The 14,998-nt window shown below is 41.0% G+C and carries 18 protein-coding genes; 6 read left to right on the top strand and 12 right to left on the bottom strand.

Annotation, left to right across the window (positions count from 1 at the left end; translation table 11 throughout):
- Positions 1-214: 214 nt before the first annotated feature.
- From M654_RS08450 to M654_RS08425, 6 genes are all read right to left on the bottom strand, one after another.
- On the bottom strand, positions 215-625 hold the full coding sequence (locus tag M654_RS08450) for a cysteine-rich VLP protein (RefSeq protein WP_152520958.1): 411 nt from the start codon (positions 623-625) through the stop codon (positions 215-217).
- A gap of 86 nt (positions 626-711) precedes the next feature.
- Entirely contained in the window at positions 712-1,638 is a 927-nt protein-coding gene (locus tag M654_RS08445) for a hypothetical protein (RefSeq protein ID WP_026586482.1), read from the bottom strand.
- Between the two features lie 120 nt (positions 1,639-1,758).
- Positions 1,759-2,754, bottom strand: coding sequence for a hypothetical protein (locus M654_RS08440; RefSeq protein WP_026586481.1), 996 nt, complete (start codon positions 2,752-2,754; stop codon positions 1,759-1,761).
- 576 nt (positions 2,755-3,330) lie between these two features.
- A complete protein-coding gene (locus M654_RS08435; RefSeq protein ID WP_026586480.1) occupies positions 3,331-3,873 on the bottom strand; it encodes a hypothetical protein in 543 nt (180 codons plus the stop codon).
- The gene (locus M654_RS08430) at positions 3,860-4,204 is read right to left on the bottom strand and encodes a hypothetical protein (protein ID WP_236251217.1); all 345 of its coding nucleotides are present in this window, start codon (positions 4,202-4,204) and stop codon (positions 3,860-3,862) included. Before M654_RS08430 ends, M654_RS08435 begins: the two co-directional genes overlap by 14 nt.
- Positions 4,204-4,404, bottom strand: a complete 201-nt coding sequence (locus M654_RS08425; protein ID WP_026586478.1) for a hypothetical protein — start codon at positions 4,402-4,404, stop codon at positions 4,204-4,206. Before M654_RS08425 ends, M654_RS08430 begins: the two co-directional genes overlap by 1 nt.
- Before the next feature lie 110 nt (positions 4,405-4,514).
- Between M654_RS08425 and M654_RS08420 the strand changes: the two genes are divergently transcribed.
- Together M654_RS08420 and M654_RS08415 are read left to right on the top strand one after the other, a co-directional pair.
- Positions 4,515-4,733 carry a helix-turn-helix domain-containing protein gene (locus tag M654_RS08420; RefSeq protein WP_026586477.1) on the top strand — a complete coding sequence of 73 codons (219 nt, stop codon included), beginning with the start codon at positions 4,515-4,517 and terminating at the stop codon, positions 4,731-4,733.
- A 19-nt stretch (positions 4,734-4,752) separates the two neighbouring features.
- Positions 4,753-4,878 carry a helix-turn-helix domain-containing protein gene (locus M654_RS08415; RefSeq protein ID WP_081692821.1) on the top strand — a complete coding sequence of 42 codons (126 nt, stop codon included), beginning with the start codon at positions 4,753-4,755 and terminating at the stop codon, positions 4,876-4,878.
- A gap of 64 nt (positions 4,879-4,942) precedes the next feature.
- Here M654_RS08415 and M654_RS08410 read toward each other — a convergent pair whose 3' ends face one another.
- The gene (locus tag M654_RS08410; protein WP_026586476.1) at positions 4,943-5,257 is read right to left on the bottom strand and encodes a DUF1433 domain-containing protein; all 315 of its coding nucleotides are present in this window, start codon (positions 5,255-5,257) and stop codon (positions 4,943-4,945) included.
- A 58-nt stretch (positions 5,258-5,315) separates the two neighbouring features.
- On the opposite strand from M654_RS08410, the gene M654_RS08405 reads away from it, so the two are divergent.
- From M654_RS08405 to M654_RS23845, 4 genes are all read left to right on the top strand, one after another.
- Positions 5,316-6,755: a lipase gene (locus M654_RS08405; RefSeq protein WP_026586475.1), complete on the top strand. Its 1,440-nt coding sequence runs from the start codon at positions 5,316-5,318 to the stop codon at positions 6,753-6,755.
- Positions 6,756-6,766: 11 nt separating this feature from the next.
- Complete coding sequence (locus tag M654_RS08400; protein WP_026586474.1) at positions 6,767-7,078, top strand: hypothetical protein; 312 nt, start codon at positions 6,767-6,769, stop codon at positions 7,076-7,078.
- 117 nt (positions 7,079-7,195) lie between these two features.
- Entirely contained in the window at positions 7,196-7,531 is a 336-nt protein-coding gene (locus M654_RS08395; protein WP_026586473.1) for a hypothetical protein, read from the top strand.
- Positions 7,532-7,973: 442 nt separating this feature from the next.
- A complete protein-coding gene (locus M654_RS23845; protein ID WP_016886607.1) occupies positions 7,974-8,057 on the top strand; it encodes a putative holin-like toxin in 84 nt (27 codons plus the stop codon).
- A 436-nt stretch (positions 8,058-8,493) separates the two neighbouring features.
- Here the strand turns inward: M654_RS23845 and M654_RS08385 are convergent, their stop codons facing one another.
- The 5 genes from M654_RS08385 to M654_RS08365 form a co-directional block, all read right to left on the bottom strand.
- Entirely contained in the window at positions 8,494-9,480 is a 987-nt protein-coding gene (locus tag M654_RS08385) for an ROK family glucokinase (protein ID WP_051290350.1), read from the bottom strand.
- A 157-nt stretch (positions 9,481-9,637) separates the two neighbouring features.
- Positions 9,638-10,744: a UDP-galactopyranose mutase gene (gene glf / locus M654_RS08380; protein WP_026586472.1), complete on the bottom strand. Its 1,107-nt coding sequence runs from the start codon at positions 10,742-10,744 to the stop codon at positions 9,638-9,640.
- A gap of 97 nt (positions 10,745-10,841) precedes the next feature.
- Positions 10,842-11,858: a glycosyltransferase family 2 protein gene (locus M654_RS08375; protein WP_026586471.1), complete on the bottom strand. Its 1,017-nt coding sequence runs from the start codon at positions 11,856-11,858 to the stop codon at positions 10,842-10,844.
- 23 nt (positions 11,859-11,881) lie between these two features.
- Entirely contained in the window at positions 11,882-12,502 is a 621-nt protein-coding gene (locus tag M654_RS08370) for a hypothetical protein (protein WP_026586470.1), read from the bottom strand.
- Positions 12,503-12,544: 42 nt separating this feature from the next.
- The gene (locus M654_RS08365) at positions 12,545-14,956 is read right to left on the bottom strand and encodes a beta-glucosidase (RefSeq protein WP_026586469.1); all 2,412 of its coding nucleotides are present in this window, start codon (positions 14,954-14,956) and stop codon (positions 12,545-12,547) included.
- Positions 14,957-14,998: the final 42 nt, after the last annotated feature.

Below are 14,998 nucleotides of genomic sequence, written 5' to 3'. Positions count from 1 at the left end.
GCGAGATGTTTAGGTCACGGATGCGGCCGGACGATCGACGCAGGATCTCCCCGGTTTCGGCGTCTACCGTAAGAGCTTCGGCAGGCCTAACGTATATCAGAACGTCATACAAAACTAACTCCCCTTCCGATGCAAAAATCGAATTCTAATAGTAATATAGCCGGGCGCCGTTTTTTGCATTTATAAAGCCCGTCATATCAACGTTTACGGACGTCTAAATCGTCATTCTTTTTCTTTGTCTATCACGATAATCACGATTCCTTCGCCGGCTATTTTCCTTTTCATTTTCAACCGCACATCCAGCGCAGTATTGTTGCCGGTTGCTCCTGCGTTCGAACCGCCGGCCGCAACGTTTGCATTTCCCCACCCCGTTCGACTTGTTCCGTAACGGATGATCGGCCGGTAAGTATTTGAGATACTCCCGCATTAAAGCCGGATCTGCGGGCAGAACGTTTTGCATAAAGTACGGACAAATATTCCCCGGCATTGAATCCGTTTTAATTTCAACGGTACACAAACCGCAACGCTGAAGATCGCAGGCGCCGCCACTTTTATAGTTGGCGCAATGATTTCGGGCTAGGCGACCGAGCTTGCTTCGTGTCGAGTTAATCTTTCGCTGATTCATTTCACAACCTCCGTATTTTGGTAGAATTCAAGGCGCCGAAAAAAAGGCATAAAAAAAGCATTAGCCAAAGTGACTAATGCAAGATTTTATTTGAACAGTACCTTTATGGAGTCTAGCTCTTTAGCTGGACCACCAAAAACAACGTTAGGATTTACAACCACAATCTTTTTTCTTTTGTCGTTAGGATCGGGCGGCAACCAAAAAACCGGCTTACCATTCAGATTAACACTCTCTAAGGTCTGTCTTAGTTTATTGGAATCTTTATAATCAAGTAAGGCGGATAGTTTATCTAAGTGCATTTTGTTAAGTCGTTCCGTGTCCGTCTCATCTGGATTAAAACATACGATATTTGTTTTCAGATTCAAAAACGGCAGAACCATATAGACAATAGATAACTTTTTTGCCGCTCGGCCGCTATAATTCTCGTATAGCTCTCGGATTGTCTTTCGGTATAACTTTATTCGGGAAGTTTCCGCAGGCTTTCCTCGGACTTTCCCGCGATGGAATAGAAAAGGAGTCAACTCGATAACGCCTTCTTCGTTTTCTTTAAGAATCTCGGCCGCCGTCATCCTCTTATAAAAATCCCGAAAATTATTAGCGCTCAAGCCGAGAATCTTTCGGAGGCCGGACTTATCGATCTTACGTCCGTTGTCATGAGAAAGTTGCTGATTCTCAAACCCGACAAATGTAGCGATGAACATCAGGCGCGCAAGGTCCGGTTCTTTGACAGTTGTATAATCGTCTAGGAACGATTTGCACGTTTTGTAAAAAGCCCACGTAAAGCCGCCATTCTCAGCGTCATGCCCTCCCGCATTTCTTGTAATTCTATAGCCCTCATTCGAGCGTCCTGATGTTTTAGGGGCCACCTCAAAGTAATCCGAGACGTCGTTCCCTTCTCTATCGTAAATTCTCCCATCTTCGAGCTTTCCGTTCTCTTTCAAGTCAAAAAAACGTTTTTTTGACCTCGGTGTTAGCCCTTTCCAAGCTCTTTGTTCATCCAGCAGACTTCCCATCTTCGAACATCCCCCTTGCTCTCTTTTGTGCCGTGCTTCCTTCACATGAAAATACAAATGTTATATAATAGACATCTAATAATAGAGGATAAATACCTCCTCACTCTTTTATAAATACTGTCACTTTGTGACCTTTTTTCTTATTCTCGATAATCTTTTTCTAACAACTTCATGGCTTACATCCAGTTTTTCTGCTATATATTTTTTTATTATCCTGATCTCTCCATAGATGTTACACGTATATGGGGCGACATTCCCCACTGCTTTATCTTCTTTGACTACCTCCAAAATCTGATCGATAAACTCATTTTCACCTTTTGTTAGTTGATCTCTGCAATCACTAAAATCTAAACCTAATATTGTCTCTATGAGATACTCATCATCTGGAAAGTATGGTTTTAAACTAAAACTCTCAAGATCTCCGTTGATTTTCCTACGTATGCGCCGCATACCATTCCTTTTTATTTCGGCATCAATCAATTTACTACGAATAGCTCTGTTAATATACTTAATTATTTCGCGTTCACTTCGAGAAGTATCAACCCTTACCAATGCATACTCAATAGCTTTCGCTGCAATCTCAAGAATTTCTTTTTTTAATTGTTCTTTTTGAGGCTCGATATCGGCTGTCGCTTGTTTATGCTTGTGGTATAATTCTTCGAAATACAACCTATCTGATAAACTACAAAATTCCTCTAAGCGTAAAAGAATTTCATCAAGAAGAGGTTCTAGTTGTAGAAAAAGACTCTCCGTTATTTCAAAATAGCTTACATATGAATCGCCGCCCGACTCTACATTCGCTTCGAAATCTATGCAGACATCATATTTTAGTATCGATAAAAATCGATTAAAAGAATCTGTTTCGTTCTTGGTAATCGGTTTTTCAGACTTAATATGCCGCGATATTAAGGTGTATATTGCTTTTATTGAGTAAGCTATATAGGATTCCGGATCTTTTAAATTGATTCGTATTCCTCCAGACGGTGTACCGTCCTTAACTCTATGACGGCTCGGATCTTCCATGAAGTTTGTATCGAATTTATCTAAAATATCTTGGATAATTCTCTTATCATCTGAACTTTGAAATACTCTGATTTTATTTATGAACTCCGACATTTTATTCCCCCTCTTAAATGCCCTGCTTTTTCGGTGTTTTTTTGGCTATTTACCCTGCTTTTTCGGTGTGGACATAACCATTCAGAATCCTTAGAGCGCCAACGATTTCAGCCATTTTCCTTTGGTTTAGGATATGTATATCAGTCATATCATATCTTTAAAACTAAATCGCAACAAGAGGATACGGATAGAAATTCAAACCCTAGCGCCCTCATTCGCTTACGCTCATTCGGACGCGCCATTATTTTTTAAAAGATATTAATCGCGATAGAAAATAAATGAATATCCGCGGACAACGGAGCCACGGTTTAAGTGGCGAAGTTGGACGCTAGGCCTTACTTCTCAGCGTCATACCATCGATAAGACTAACCGGAACTACATGCGTAGCCCCGGATCGCCCTTCTATAATGTAGTCGTTTCGGCTGCGTCCTTTAATCCGGCCAACCATCGCCTTTGACGAAAGCCACGTCAATCCGTCAGATCGCGTTCCCCAATAACGTACTTTTTCGCCTACTCTAAACATCGGCAATTACCCCCTCATTATTAACTACAAATACACTTCCGGATTGGCACATTTTAGATATAAGGCACAAGCGCGCGTTCCAACTCGGTCCTTTCCTTCCTCAACGCAGACCTTTCGTTGTGCAGCCGTTTGTTTTCGGCACAAAGCTGGGCCAGGCGTCTTTTTATTCGCAGCTCATCGTCACCGGCCGCCTCTATTAAAGCCAGCCGCCGCCTAGCAATCTCGTAGCTATTCGAATGAAATTCGACCTCTACCTCGCACCATTTGCGATGAACTTCGTCCCTTTTCGCAATTAAGGCGTTACGTGTCGCTTCTTTCAACGACTGTAAGACGTGATCGGACAAAGCGTGCGGAGACTGAAGCGCATAGTCCGCTGGGAAAACATCTAAAACCGTTCCATTTTCCGCAATGACCAGGCGCACCTGTTCGCGAGGATTATCATAAACGGACTGGCTGCCGCTAGTTGATTCGAGTGACCAGACGAACGAGGCACCTTGAGCATATTTTGGCAGTACGTTTTGTGCCTGCGTTTTTGAAAGGCCGAGGCGTACCGTTGCTTTTTTAACTGCCGCTTTAGAAACGTTAAATTTCTCCATAGTTTTCCCTCCCCAATTTAAAGCCAATCCGAACGAAATCAGTAAACGACATATTTGCGAGCTCAGAAACATCGATTTTGCGGAGGTCTGCGTCGACCTTTGACGTGTCTACCATAAAAAACCGAGGATAGTTATTTTCGTAAAGGTGGTATCCATCGCTCCTTTTTTCTAATCGGTCAGTATCGTAAAACACCAGTCCGTCATCTGAATACATTCCAACGACGTCGGCCGCGATTAACCAGGCGTCCGAGATTTCGTGTATTTCTTGTTTTGTATCGAACGTTTCACCATGATAATGCAGCTTTACTGCCTGCGGTTGAAATTTAGCCATCATGCCGTCCAAACCTCCTCACCGAATAGTTCTCGCGCTGCCGTGACGCCGATTTCGGCGCAGCCTGCGAATGCTCTCCGGGACACTTGCGGCAAGAGTTCAGCGAATTCCTCCGGATTTAAGTTAACGAATTGATCGTCTGATCCTGCGGGATAGACATTCCACCATCCCACAACAGTTCGAACATAACGAATTTGCATTTGTATTCCTCCTCGAGATTTTGTTACGCTTTCGAGTACCACCTTAGTTAGGATTATATGGTACGCTATTACGTAAAGTCAAGAAAAAAAAATGCAACTGGAGGGCAAAAATGAAAAAAGTCAGTGTGAATATCGGGTCTATTATGGAAAAAGAAAATCTTTCACTTAGGGGTCTTGCTGATAAATGCGGGATAAGACACGCTGCGCTTAGTGAATTAATGAATGGGAAGAGACAAAATATCAATTTTGGACATATTGAGCGAATCGCTAACACTTTTAACATTAAAGAAATCAGTGAAATTATAAGTTTAGTTGAGGTAGAAGAATAAAACGGATCTTAGAAACGACTTGGGTATATCGTCGTCAACATTGGCGAAGATGACTGGCGGAGAGTTTGTTGCCTTGAAGGTGATCGCGCAAATATACGAATACTTGGATTGCCCGATCGAAGAGATCGTCCAGTTGAACGCGTAGAAAACACGGTGGTTACGTACGAATAAGTATACAAAAAAGCCCGACTCTGTCGAGCGGGCTATTTCTATTTTTCTTCTGCGTCTACAGACGAGCTTCCTATTTTATCACTCGCCGGATCATATAAACCATCGAACTCTTTAGACTTATCACCATTTAAATACCCTTCAACGGTGATAGCTCCGGTTGGATCAATAAAATAATCATCATAATAAGCAATCTTTTCTATACCTTTATACTCATTATGTAGATATTCAGTCATCTTAGTTTTTGCTTTCTCAAAAAGTGCAGCCTCTTCTTTTTTGACATCATATTGGTGCTTCATAAACAACCCTCCACCTGCTATAATTAACAATAGTAGGATAATAATGTATTTTTTCAAATGAAATTCATTCCTTTCCTATTATTATTTTACCATTACACGGAAGGTGTTGTGTATCGTGAGTAACAAAATAAAAAAGTCAAATCTTACTGATGAGACTTATTATCGTATAAGCCAGCGATCTTACAACTATGATTATCTCAGAAAAAAATTAAAAAACAAAGAGTACATACGGATTAATTCATCTGTTTCCGGAGCCACCTACTGGTATGTTGATAAAATTAAAACAGACGATGACACCGGACTTGATGCGGTTGTTCTGTCACAAGCCGAAAATAAAAACGGCAAATGGGTAAAATCCGATAATCCAAAAAATGTTGTCGTATCCTTCGCAGGAACTGATCTCGGAAAAAATCTGGAAGCAGACGGAGCAAAAGCAGATCTTGAAAATGTCGTTGTTGGGTTAGATCCTAAACAGGAAACTGAATATATAATCGAAAAAGACGCAAAAGATACGTCCAAAACGCTCGGTGTGTATACACGATCGATGGAACAACTTCAGATGATGGAATCCGGAAACTATAAAGTCATTACAAAGACGACTCAAATCGATCAGGCTGATCGGTTAGTTAAAGAAGTCAAACAAAAGTATAAAGGAACATCGACGATTGTTTCTACGACGGGGCACTCCCTCGGCGGCGCAGAGGCGGAATACAGCGCGGTCAACAATGATATTTACGCCGTTGCTTTCAACAGTCCTTCAATCGTTCATCTGCATTCCGAGGAAAAACAGAAGGAGATCAATAACGGCAATTATAATTCATATGTGAAATCGATCATCAATCCGGACGACATGGTCGGTTCCGGCTGGTGGGATGAGTATGACCGCCATAACGGTACCACTATTTACACAAAAGACCCTTCTCTCGCTGAAGCAAATCGCGAAGAAAGACTCGACGGTAACAAGCTTCAACAGGTAGGAAGAAATCTCCTATATTTCGCTAATACGCTCATCTTTCAAAATCCGGACACACACGGCATCAATAACTCAAACTTTACCTTCGACGAAAGCGGCAACATTCAAAATATAGAAGGCGATGAACTTGTGTATGACAAAAATTTAAAAGCGATGCTTCCACCGGAGGTTACTTCTGGAAGCGACGCGATTAAAGTCACGCCTGAAGTCGCGAAGCAGCTCGCGGAAAAGGTAAACGCGATCATCAATGACCTGCGCACAATGAAAAGAGAAGCGGAAAACGCTTATCAGGAGCACGACGCCTCGATAAACGATCTGAAACACGAGACCTATCGCCAGGTCGGGCACGGTTTATACGATCAGCTTACGCTCGATGACGTAAACAATACGCTGAATGATCTGGCACAGTCGTTTGACAAAAAAGGAAATCCGCTGTTTTACGATGTCCATGCTGAAAAAGCATACATTGCTTCATTGCAAAATACGATTTCCGATTTGGAAGACATCAGCGGCTACCTTGCGCAAATCGCAAAGGATTTTAAAGCAAAAGATAAAATGCTCGCTAACTGGCTAAAACTTTAGGAGTGGAATAAATGGATACATTAGATAACTTCATTCAAAAGCAAAACGACCCAATGGAAAAGCGAAGGCAGCTTAATATGCTGAAATCCGGTATGAGAGGCACGGCAGGAGCCAAGCTCGAATCCGTGCGAAATACCCTCAGACCGAAATTTAAAGTAGACGAGATTCAGAAAGAAATGAACAGCGTCTATTCATCGCTTCTCTACAGTTTCAAAGGGAAAGCGCAGCAGGCGCTGGCACAACGGATCAGCCAAAGCGCCCAGCAGCTTATTAACACGGAGCAGGACGGAGAAAGCTTTGTGAACGGGTTTAAGACGAGATGAAGGCGCCAGTGACGGCGCCCTTTTTTAAACAGAACACCGAAGGATGAAATATACAAGAAAGAACGAGACATGTCGATTGTTATAGATGTTCTATTAAATACAGGGGTTATATAAAAAGTGAATCGGGTGAAAGAGATGGAAGAAATAATTATGAGATTTGCAAACTATGGTATGGATTTAGGCTTATTTCTAACGCCGTTTAGTGCTCTGTTCTACCCTATATTTCGATTATTGGAACGGACGGCGGGTTTTCATTACTCTAGCATAGTAAAAGGTATTTGGTACGTTGCAAATGGATTACTTACGGTAACGGAACACCTCCAATTACATGTAGTAGTTGCTTGTGTGTGTTTTATAGAAGCCTTTGATCATTTTGTAAAACAATACGATTCTCGACATTTAAACAAAATAAAGAGGACGAAAGGTCGCCTCAGAAAAGAAAAACAAGTTTAAAGCAGATTGCTTGATCGGCACCCTTTTTCGTTAAACTCTCACGAAAGTTCTTGCGGGGTAAAGGTGTTGTAGTCTATAATCGGAATTAATAGAATAAGAGCGTTTATAAGAATACGGTCATTACCGCATGACTTATCGTTAATATACCAACGTTTGACTTACTGTTGACTTATCGGACTATAGTCGGATACCTTGACAGGGTAGAGGTCGCTGGTTCGAGCCCAGTCGGAATCATACCGAATCGAAACGGCAGGAAAACGTTGAGTTTCAACGGGTTTTCTGCCGTTTTTGCGTTTAATTTTTTCTTCAATACTCCTCTATCCCACCTCATCATTCTAACAAAAAACAGCCTCAGTGTTTGAAAGAGTTATGGTAAAATATTCTTTGTACAAAGTTTGGGCTCACTCAAGGGAAGCTGGCTCATCCCCTATGAAAGGGGGTGATGCTTATGACAACATACGAAACAATCTCGTTAATGATTGCTTTTGGCATGTTAATTGCCGTGTTGTCGAAGAAAGAAAAATAGACTTCCCTTGAGCCCTGGTAAAGTTCATAGGGAAAGTCTATTTTAAAATGACTGAGCCAAGCCCTTGTTGGGCCGCTTTGTACACGCGACTCGACTGTTGGCGCAGTCGGGTCTTTTTTATTTTATGCATTTCTTAAAGGAGAAATACATCTGGCGCGCTTTTCATTTTGAAATGCATCACGCCGCGGAAGATTATAAATCGTCTATATTCAAATTCATATTAGCAATTTTAACCCACTAAATCAACTATAAACTAGTTTCATGAATAAAACCTTTAAAACCAATTCGAATTCTCCCACAAGGTGCTCCTTCTTTCAACATTTCCAAAAATCTCGTCAAAGTTTTTTTCGCGAAACTGACGTTTTATTTTGGGGATTTTTAAACAACAGCAATTGCAGCTCTGAATCATAAAATAAATAACAATGAGGGTACATTGTTATTTAGCTTTGCCTGCTATTGTTTTCTTAGTCTTCCGAGTTTTGACTAACGAGGCTGCCCCTATGACTCCTGCATCATTTCCTAACTGCGCTAGTTTAATTTTTGTACTGGTTCGGACATGTGGATAGGAAAATTCATGGAAGTATTCCTCTATTCCCTTTAGAAGGGTTTCTCCTACAGCGGATACGCCGCCTCCAATCACAATTGCATCAGGATTCAACAAGTTCCCGATGTTCCCGCAAGCAAATCCTAAGTAAAAATAAAATTTATTTACTGCCATGAGTGCTAATTTGTCATCTTGTTTTGCTTGGTCAAAAACAATCTTAGCCGTTACTTCCTGACCGTCATCAATTAACCATTTCAGCTTTGATTCACCAGCAAATTCTTCTGATAAATCCCGCGCTAATCGAACCACACCTGTTCCACTAGCTACGGTTTCCAAACAACCGCGATTGCCGCATGTACATGGATAACCATCATGATCCACAATCATATGGCCTATTTCTCCTGCAGCCCCTTTTCCATGAATTAAGTGGCCTTCAACAATCACACCTCCGCCAACACCTGTGCCAAGCGTAATAAAGACTAAATTGGCACAACCTTCACCCGCCCCCTTCCAACGCTCTCCTAATGCGGCGACATTCGCATCATTATCGATGCAGAAAGGAATTCCGGTTCCAGCTTCAACCTTTTCTTTAACTGGCTGCAGCGTTTTCCAGCCTAAATTAAATGCCCCACTAACAGTTCCTTTTTCGATATCGACGGCTCCAGGTGAACCCATACCGATACCTAAAAAATCATCAGCCGACAGACCGTATAAATTTAACCGGTGATTAATGGAATGAATAATCTCGGGAATAATATTCTCCCCTTTATTTTGAACATCTGTTTCCATGCTCCACTTTTGTTGAATCCCCCCTTCTGCCGTGAGAATAGCAAATTTTACGGTAGTGCCGCCTAAATCAATTCCGATTAATTTTTTCATCTTTTTTCCTTCCTTATTCACAAAGCCAATCGTTTCCTTGATTAAGTTTAAGATGTTATGATTTATCTGTTGCAGGCTTTGTTTTTTTCACCATTCGACAATAGCGGAACTGAATACATATTCCTTCTTCTTTAACAAAAAGAGCGGTCTGGAAACATTAGCCTAAGACTTCTCTTACTTTTCTCAAAGCAACCCCGACAACTTTGTCCATATCGTAATATTTGTATTCACCTAAACGGCCGCCGAAGATGACATTGTTTTCTGATTCGGTTAACGCTTTATATTTTTGATACAATCCACTGTTCTTACGATCATTGATCGGATAATAAGGTTCATCTCCTATTTGCCATTTCATACCATATTCCTTGCTTATGATGGTTTTAGGCTGTGTTCCAAATTCAAAGTGCTTATGTTCAATGATACGTGTGAAAGGAGTTTCTCGGTCTGTATAATTAACGACCGCATTTCCTTGGTAGTCAGGCATTTCCAACACCTCAGTTTCAAACCGCAAGCTTCTGTATCCCAAAACACCGTATTTATAATCAAAATAAGCATCAATAGGTCCGCTATAAACTACTTTTTCTGCAACACTGTTCCAATAGCTTTTATCCTCCAAATAATCCGTATGGAGCTTTACCTCAATTCCTTCTATCATTCGCTCAACCATAGCCGTATACCCGTCAGTTGGTATTCCCTGATAGGTATCGTAAAAGTAATTATTGTCATATGTAAACCTTACCGGTATCCTGCGAATGATAAAGGCAGGAAGTTCTGTGCATGGACGCCCCCACTGCTTTTCGGTGTAACCGCGAATGAGTTTTTCATAAATATCCGGTCCAACGAGATTAATAGCTTGTTCTTCCAAGTTTTGCGGATCTTCCACATAGTGGTCTTTGCATTGCTGTCGGATTTTTTCCTTTGCTTCATCTGGTGTTACAACGCCCCACATCTTGTTAAACGTGTTCATGTTAAACGGCAGATTATAAATTTCACCATGATAATTAGCGATTGGACTATTGATATATCTGTTGAATTCGGTAAACCGGTTAACATAATCCCAGATTTTTTTATTGCTTGTATGGAAAATATGGGCCCCATATTTATGCACCTGTATATCTTCCACTTTCTCCGTATAAATATTGCCAGCAATATGGCCGCGTTTATCAATTATGAGACATGATTTTCCGGCTTTTTTTACTTCGTGGGCAAATACGGCTCCATATAGACCCGCGCCTACAATCAAAAAATCATATTTCGGTTTCATAAAAGTCGATCTCCTAAGAGTTTTTTCATTGATTTTTTTTATTACAAAAATGACTTTCTATGATTTTTATTTCTTATAAGCTGTTTTCATTCTTCAATTAATTAAATCCGACCAATCTTTGCGAGATTTTGTATACCGACACGGAAATCCCTCGTCCAACCCGGCCGGGTAAGTTAATGGTCCGACCCAAAATCCCGTATTTGAGATGGTAATAAAAATTTATATCCTTCTCTTTAATATACTCCCATAATTCTTTTTTCTTTTTCAGATTCTCTGCTGTTCCTGAACGTATTAATAAAATGGCAGAAACGATCGTAACGATTTCCAGATGGTGAAGCATATACTCTCGGAGCTTTTGACTTGTCACGTTTTCCAGATTCACTTGTTCTATCATAAGCTTGTTAACTTTAATCTGTTGGTCAACCCTTTGAATCATGACACGCTCATTCACCGACTGGTCTTCCCTGCCGATCAAATACCGATAAAAATCAACGTTGATATAGTAGATTTTCTGTACATGTTCAAGTGGTCTGTATACAAATAAATTATCCACATAAAACGTATGCTTAGGCAGTTCAAGACCGCATTCTTTCAGCAGCTGCGTTCTGTAAATAACAGAATGCATTAAAAGATACTGTCCTTTTCGGAATTGCCCTATATCATTCCAAGTGAAAATGGTTCCTTCCGGCAGGACATTTTCATATTTCATAACCTTCTTGTATTTTGTGCCTTCTTTTTCATAAACAAAATTGCTAATCATCATATCCACTGATTTTTCTCTTGTTATAAAGTCGTGTATCTTTTCAAGTATTTTTAGATATGCCCGAGTATCTACCCAGTCATCACTGTCCACTACCTTTAAGTAGTATCCGGAAGCATTTCGGATACCCGTATTTACGGCTTCTCCATGTCCTCCGTTTTCCTGATGAATTGCTTTGATGATGGTTGGATATTTTTTTGCATATTCATTGGCAATGTCTGCTGTTTGATCTGAGGAGCCGTCATTAACTATCAGTAGCTCTACGTCATCGCCCCCGGGCAATAGAGACTCGATGCAATACCTCATATATTCTTGTGAATTATAGCAAGGAATAACTACTGATAATAATTTCATTACATTCACTACCTTTTCTTTGCCTATTTTTCAGGTTCTTGTTTAAAAATAATTTTAAAAATCGGGAAGAATACCAAAAAAGATATTCCGCTGTTAATTATCATTGTAATAATATCAGCTGCTGTTTCACCGGTTGAGCCCCATGTATTCATAAACATATGATATATCGGCGCTTTATAGAAGCCTTGGGCCGCCGCCGCACCTATCGTGATGACAATGTATGCGACAAGATACCAAAACGCCGCTCTCCAAATGTTGCTGTTTGATTTAAATGTAATATTTCTTTGGACAAAAAAGTTGATAATCTGCGCTATCGCAATTGTGATTTGGACTGCAAGGAAATAGGCAAGCCCGCCCCCGCCGCCTGCGGTAAGCGAGCCGGCTGCATAGTCAAATACATAATAAGGCGTTCCATCAAAGTTATGACCAAACTGCAACACTTTAAAACTAATTGAAACCAATGACGTATGTTCGAATAAACTTTTAAAAATAGGCATCAAAACAAGCTGCAGTAAAGTCACACCATTACTTATCATAAAAAACAAAAGGAATTGGGCAATATTTGGATGCCTTTCTTTATAAGAATTCCAAAAACCTGCGGTTCCTGCAACTAATTTTTTATTTTTTGTATCGGTGTTACCCATTCAATTTTACATCTCCTTTGCCGCTGTTTCTGCTGGGGTTATTTATTTAGCGGACTTTACCACCTTTTTTCTTTCCTTTAACACATGACTGGCCCCCTTAAAAAATCGGCCATTCACCATCATCAAGATACCATCGACCATTGGCATATTGACGATTCCTCCTGACATTCTGGCAATTCCCCTGAACGGCAAATGATATATAGACATCATCATGAGATTTGCAGTGCTTCTTTTTCCTATTTTTCGTAGAAACCAGTGGGTAAAGATAATCGAGTAAAACGCCAATTTCCCAAATGCCCCCCTGGCATACTGGCACTGTGCAATGGTATCGTTGTACCCCAGTCGTTTTGTTCGATCCCATTTGGATTCAGGAACTTTATATCCAAGCAAGTTTTCAAATTCTTCTTCACTGACATTGTTTGCATGACCTGAATAATAGGAAGGAAGTTTCTCATTGTCATATGGAATGGGGGCACCTGTACCTTCCACAAAAATAGTGTCTCTTAAACGGATATCTATACTTGATGCACCGATCAAAATTTCATAATCGGCTTGTTCAATTTCCCATTTATTTGTTTTCACATTAAAATAGCGGAAGGTTTTATCATCAAAAGGAATGGTTACGGTTTTGGTTTCTCCGGGTTGTAACAATATTTTTGCAAATCCCTTTAATTCCTTTTTCGGTCTGAATATCGCCTTGGATTTACATGCTACATACAGTTGTGCGATCTCCATTCCGGCGATATGACCGGTATTTGTTATTTTAAACACCACACTTTCGTTACCAACCTCAATATCCGTGTATTCAAATGATGTATAGCTCAACCCATATCCAAATGGAAAAAGAACCTTCACTCCCGCCGTATCATAATAGCGATAGCCGATATAGGGACCTTCCCGATATTCAACGCTAATCTCTTTACCAGGGAAATGATAAAAGGAAGGCGTATCCTCATAGCGAATCGGATAGGTTTCCGCCAATTTACCGGACGGGTTGACCTCACCAGTCAATACCCGCAATATGGCACTAGCACCAGCCTGCCCACTTAAATACCCATGGACCAACCCTTTTACTTTATCAATCCATGGCATTTCCACCACGGAACCGCAAGACAGAACGGCAACAATATTTGCGTTTACTTTATATAATGCATGTAATAGCTCAATCTGGTTCTCTGGAATCTTCATGTTTTGCCTATCAAGTCCTTCGGCTTCTGTTACTTCATCAAGACCAATATATAAAAGAACAACATCCGCCTCTTTTGCAAGGTCACACGCTTTATTTATTTTTTTCTTATTCTTCTTTCCATAGCGCTCAAAGCCAGGTTCGAATCCGATACTGTCAATTCCTGATTGATCTAGAAAATCTAGTGTTCTGTCTAGTTTAGTAGGATTAATAATTGAGGAGCCGGCGCCTTGGTATCGCGCTTCCTTCGCGAAGTCTCCGATCACAGCCACTCTTTTTCCTTTTTTCAGCGGTAATATGTGATCCTCGTTCTTCAATAGAACTATCGACTCTTCTGCAACCTGCTGCGCCATTCTGTGATGCTTTTCCACATCAATCTCTTTATACTCTGCTTCAAAAACCGCCTCTGTCGTAAAAATAAGGTCCAATAACCTGTCTACACATCCGTCTAGAACTTCTTCTTTAATCTTCCCCGCCTCAACAGCCTTGACAATTTCCCCATTGGTCTCCCCTGAAGTCGATGGCATTTCCAGCTCATTACCGGCAAGTAATCCGGCAACCCGGTCATTGCTTCCGCCCCAATCGGTCACAACAACCCCTTGAAAATCCCATTCATCCCGGAGGATATCCCTCATCAAATGGATGTTCTCATTCGTATAAGCACCATTTAACAGATTATAGGAAGACATCATGGTCTTTGCTTTACCTTCTTTAATAGCGATTTCAAATGCGGTCAAATAGATTTCCCTTAGCGTCCTTTCATCGACGATAGTGTCGATCGCCATACGTCTTTCTTCCTGATTGTTTGCCGCAAAGTGCTTCACACAAGCTGCTACCCCTTTTGATTGAATACCTTTAATCATTCCCGCGGCCAGTTTCCCGGCCAGATACGGACCTTCACTGAAATACTCAAAGTTTCTTCCTGCCAATGGGCTTCTCTTCATGTTGACCCCAGGCCCAAGAAGGACATTCACTTTCTGGGCTGCAGCTTCTTCCCCCAGATATTCACCCATCTTCTCTCCCAGCTCCACATTCCAGCTATTTGCAATCGTTGCAGCCGTTGGAAAGCAAGTCGCCGGAATACTGGGATTCAGCCCTAAATGGTCGGCAGCTGCTGCCTGTTTGCGAATTCCATGGGGGCCATCGGCAAGAAACATACTATTAATGCCTAGGCGATTGATGTTCTGGGTTTGCCAAAAATTTTTGCCTGACATTAAAGATGCTTTTTCTTCTAATGTCATCTTTCTAATTAAATCTTTATGTTTCATCTCGATTCCTCATTTGCAGTTTCGGCAGTACCAGGAAGTACT

The organism is Bacillus sp. NSP9.1 (assembly GCF_000465465.2).
GTDB classification, from domain to species: Bacteria; Bacillota; Bacilli; order Bacillales; family Bacillaceae; genus Bacillus; species Bacillus sonorensis_A.
This window is presented reverse-complemented; position numbering and strand designations above follow the sequence as displayed.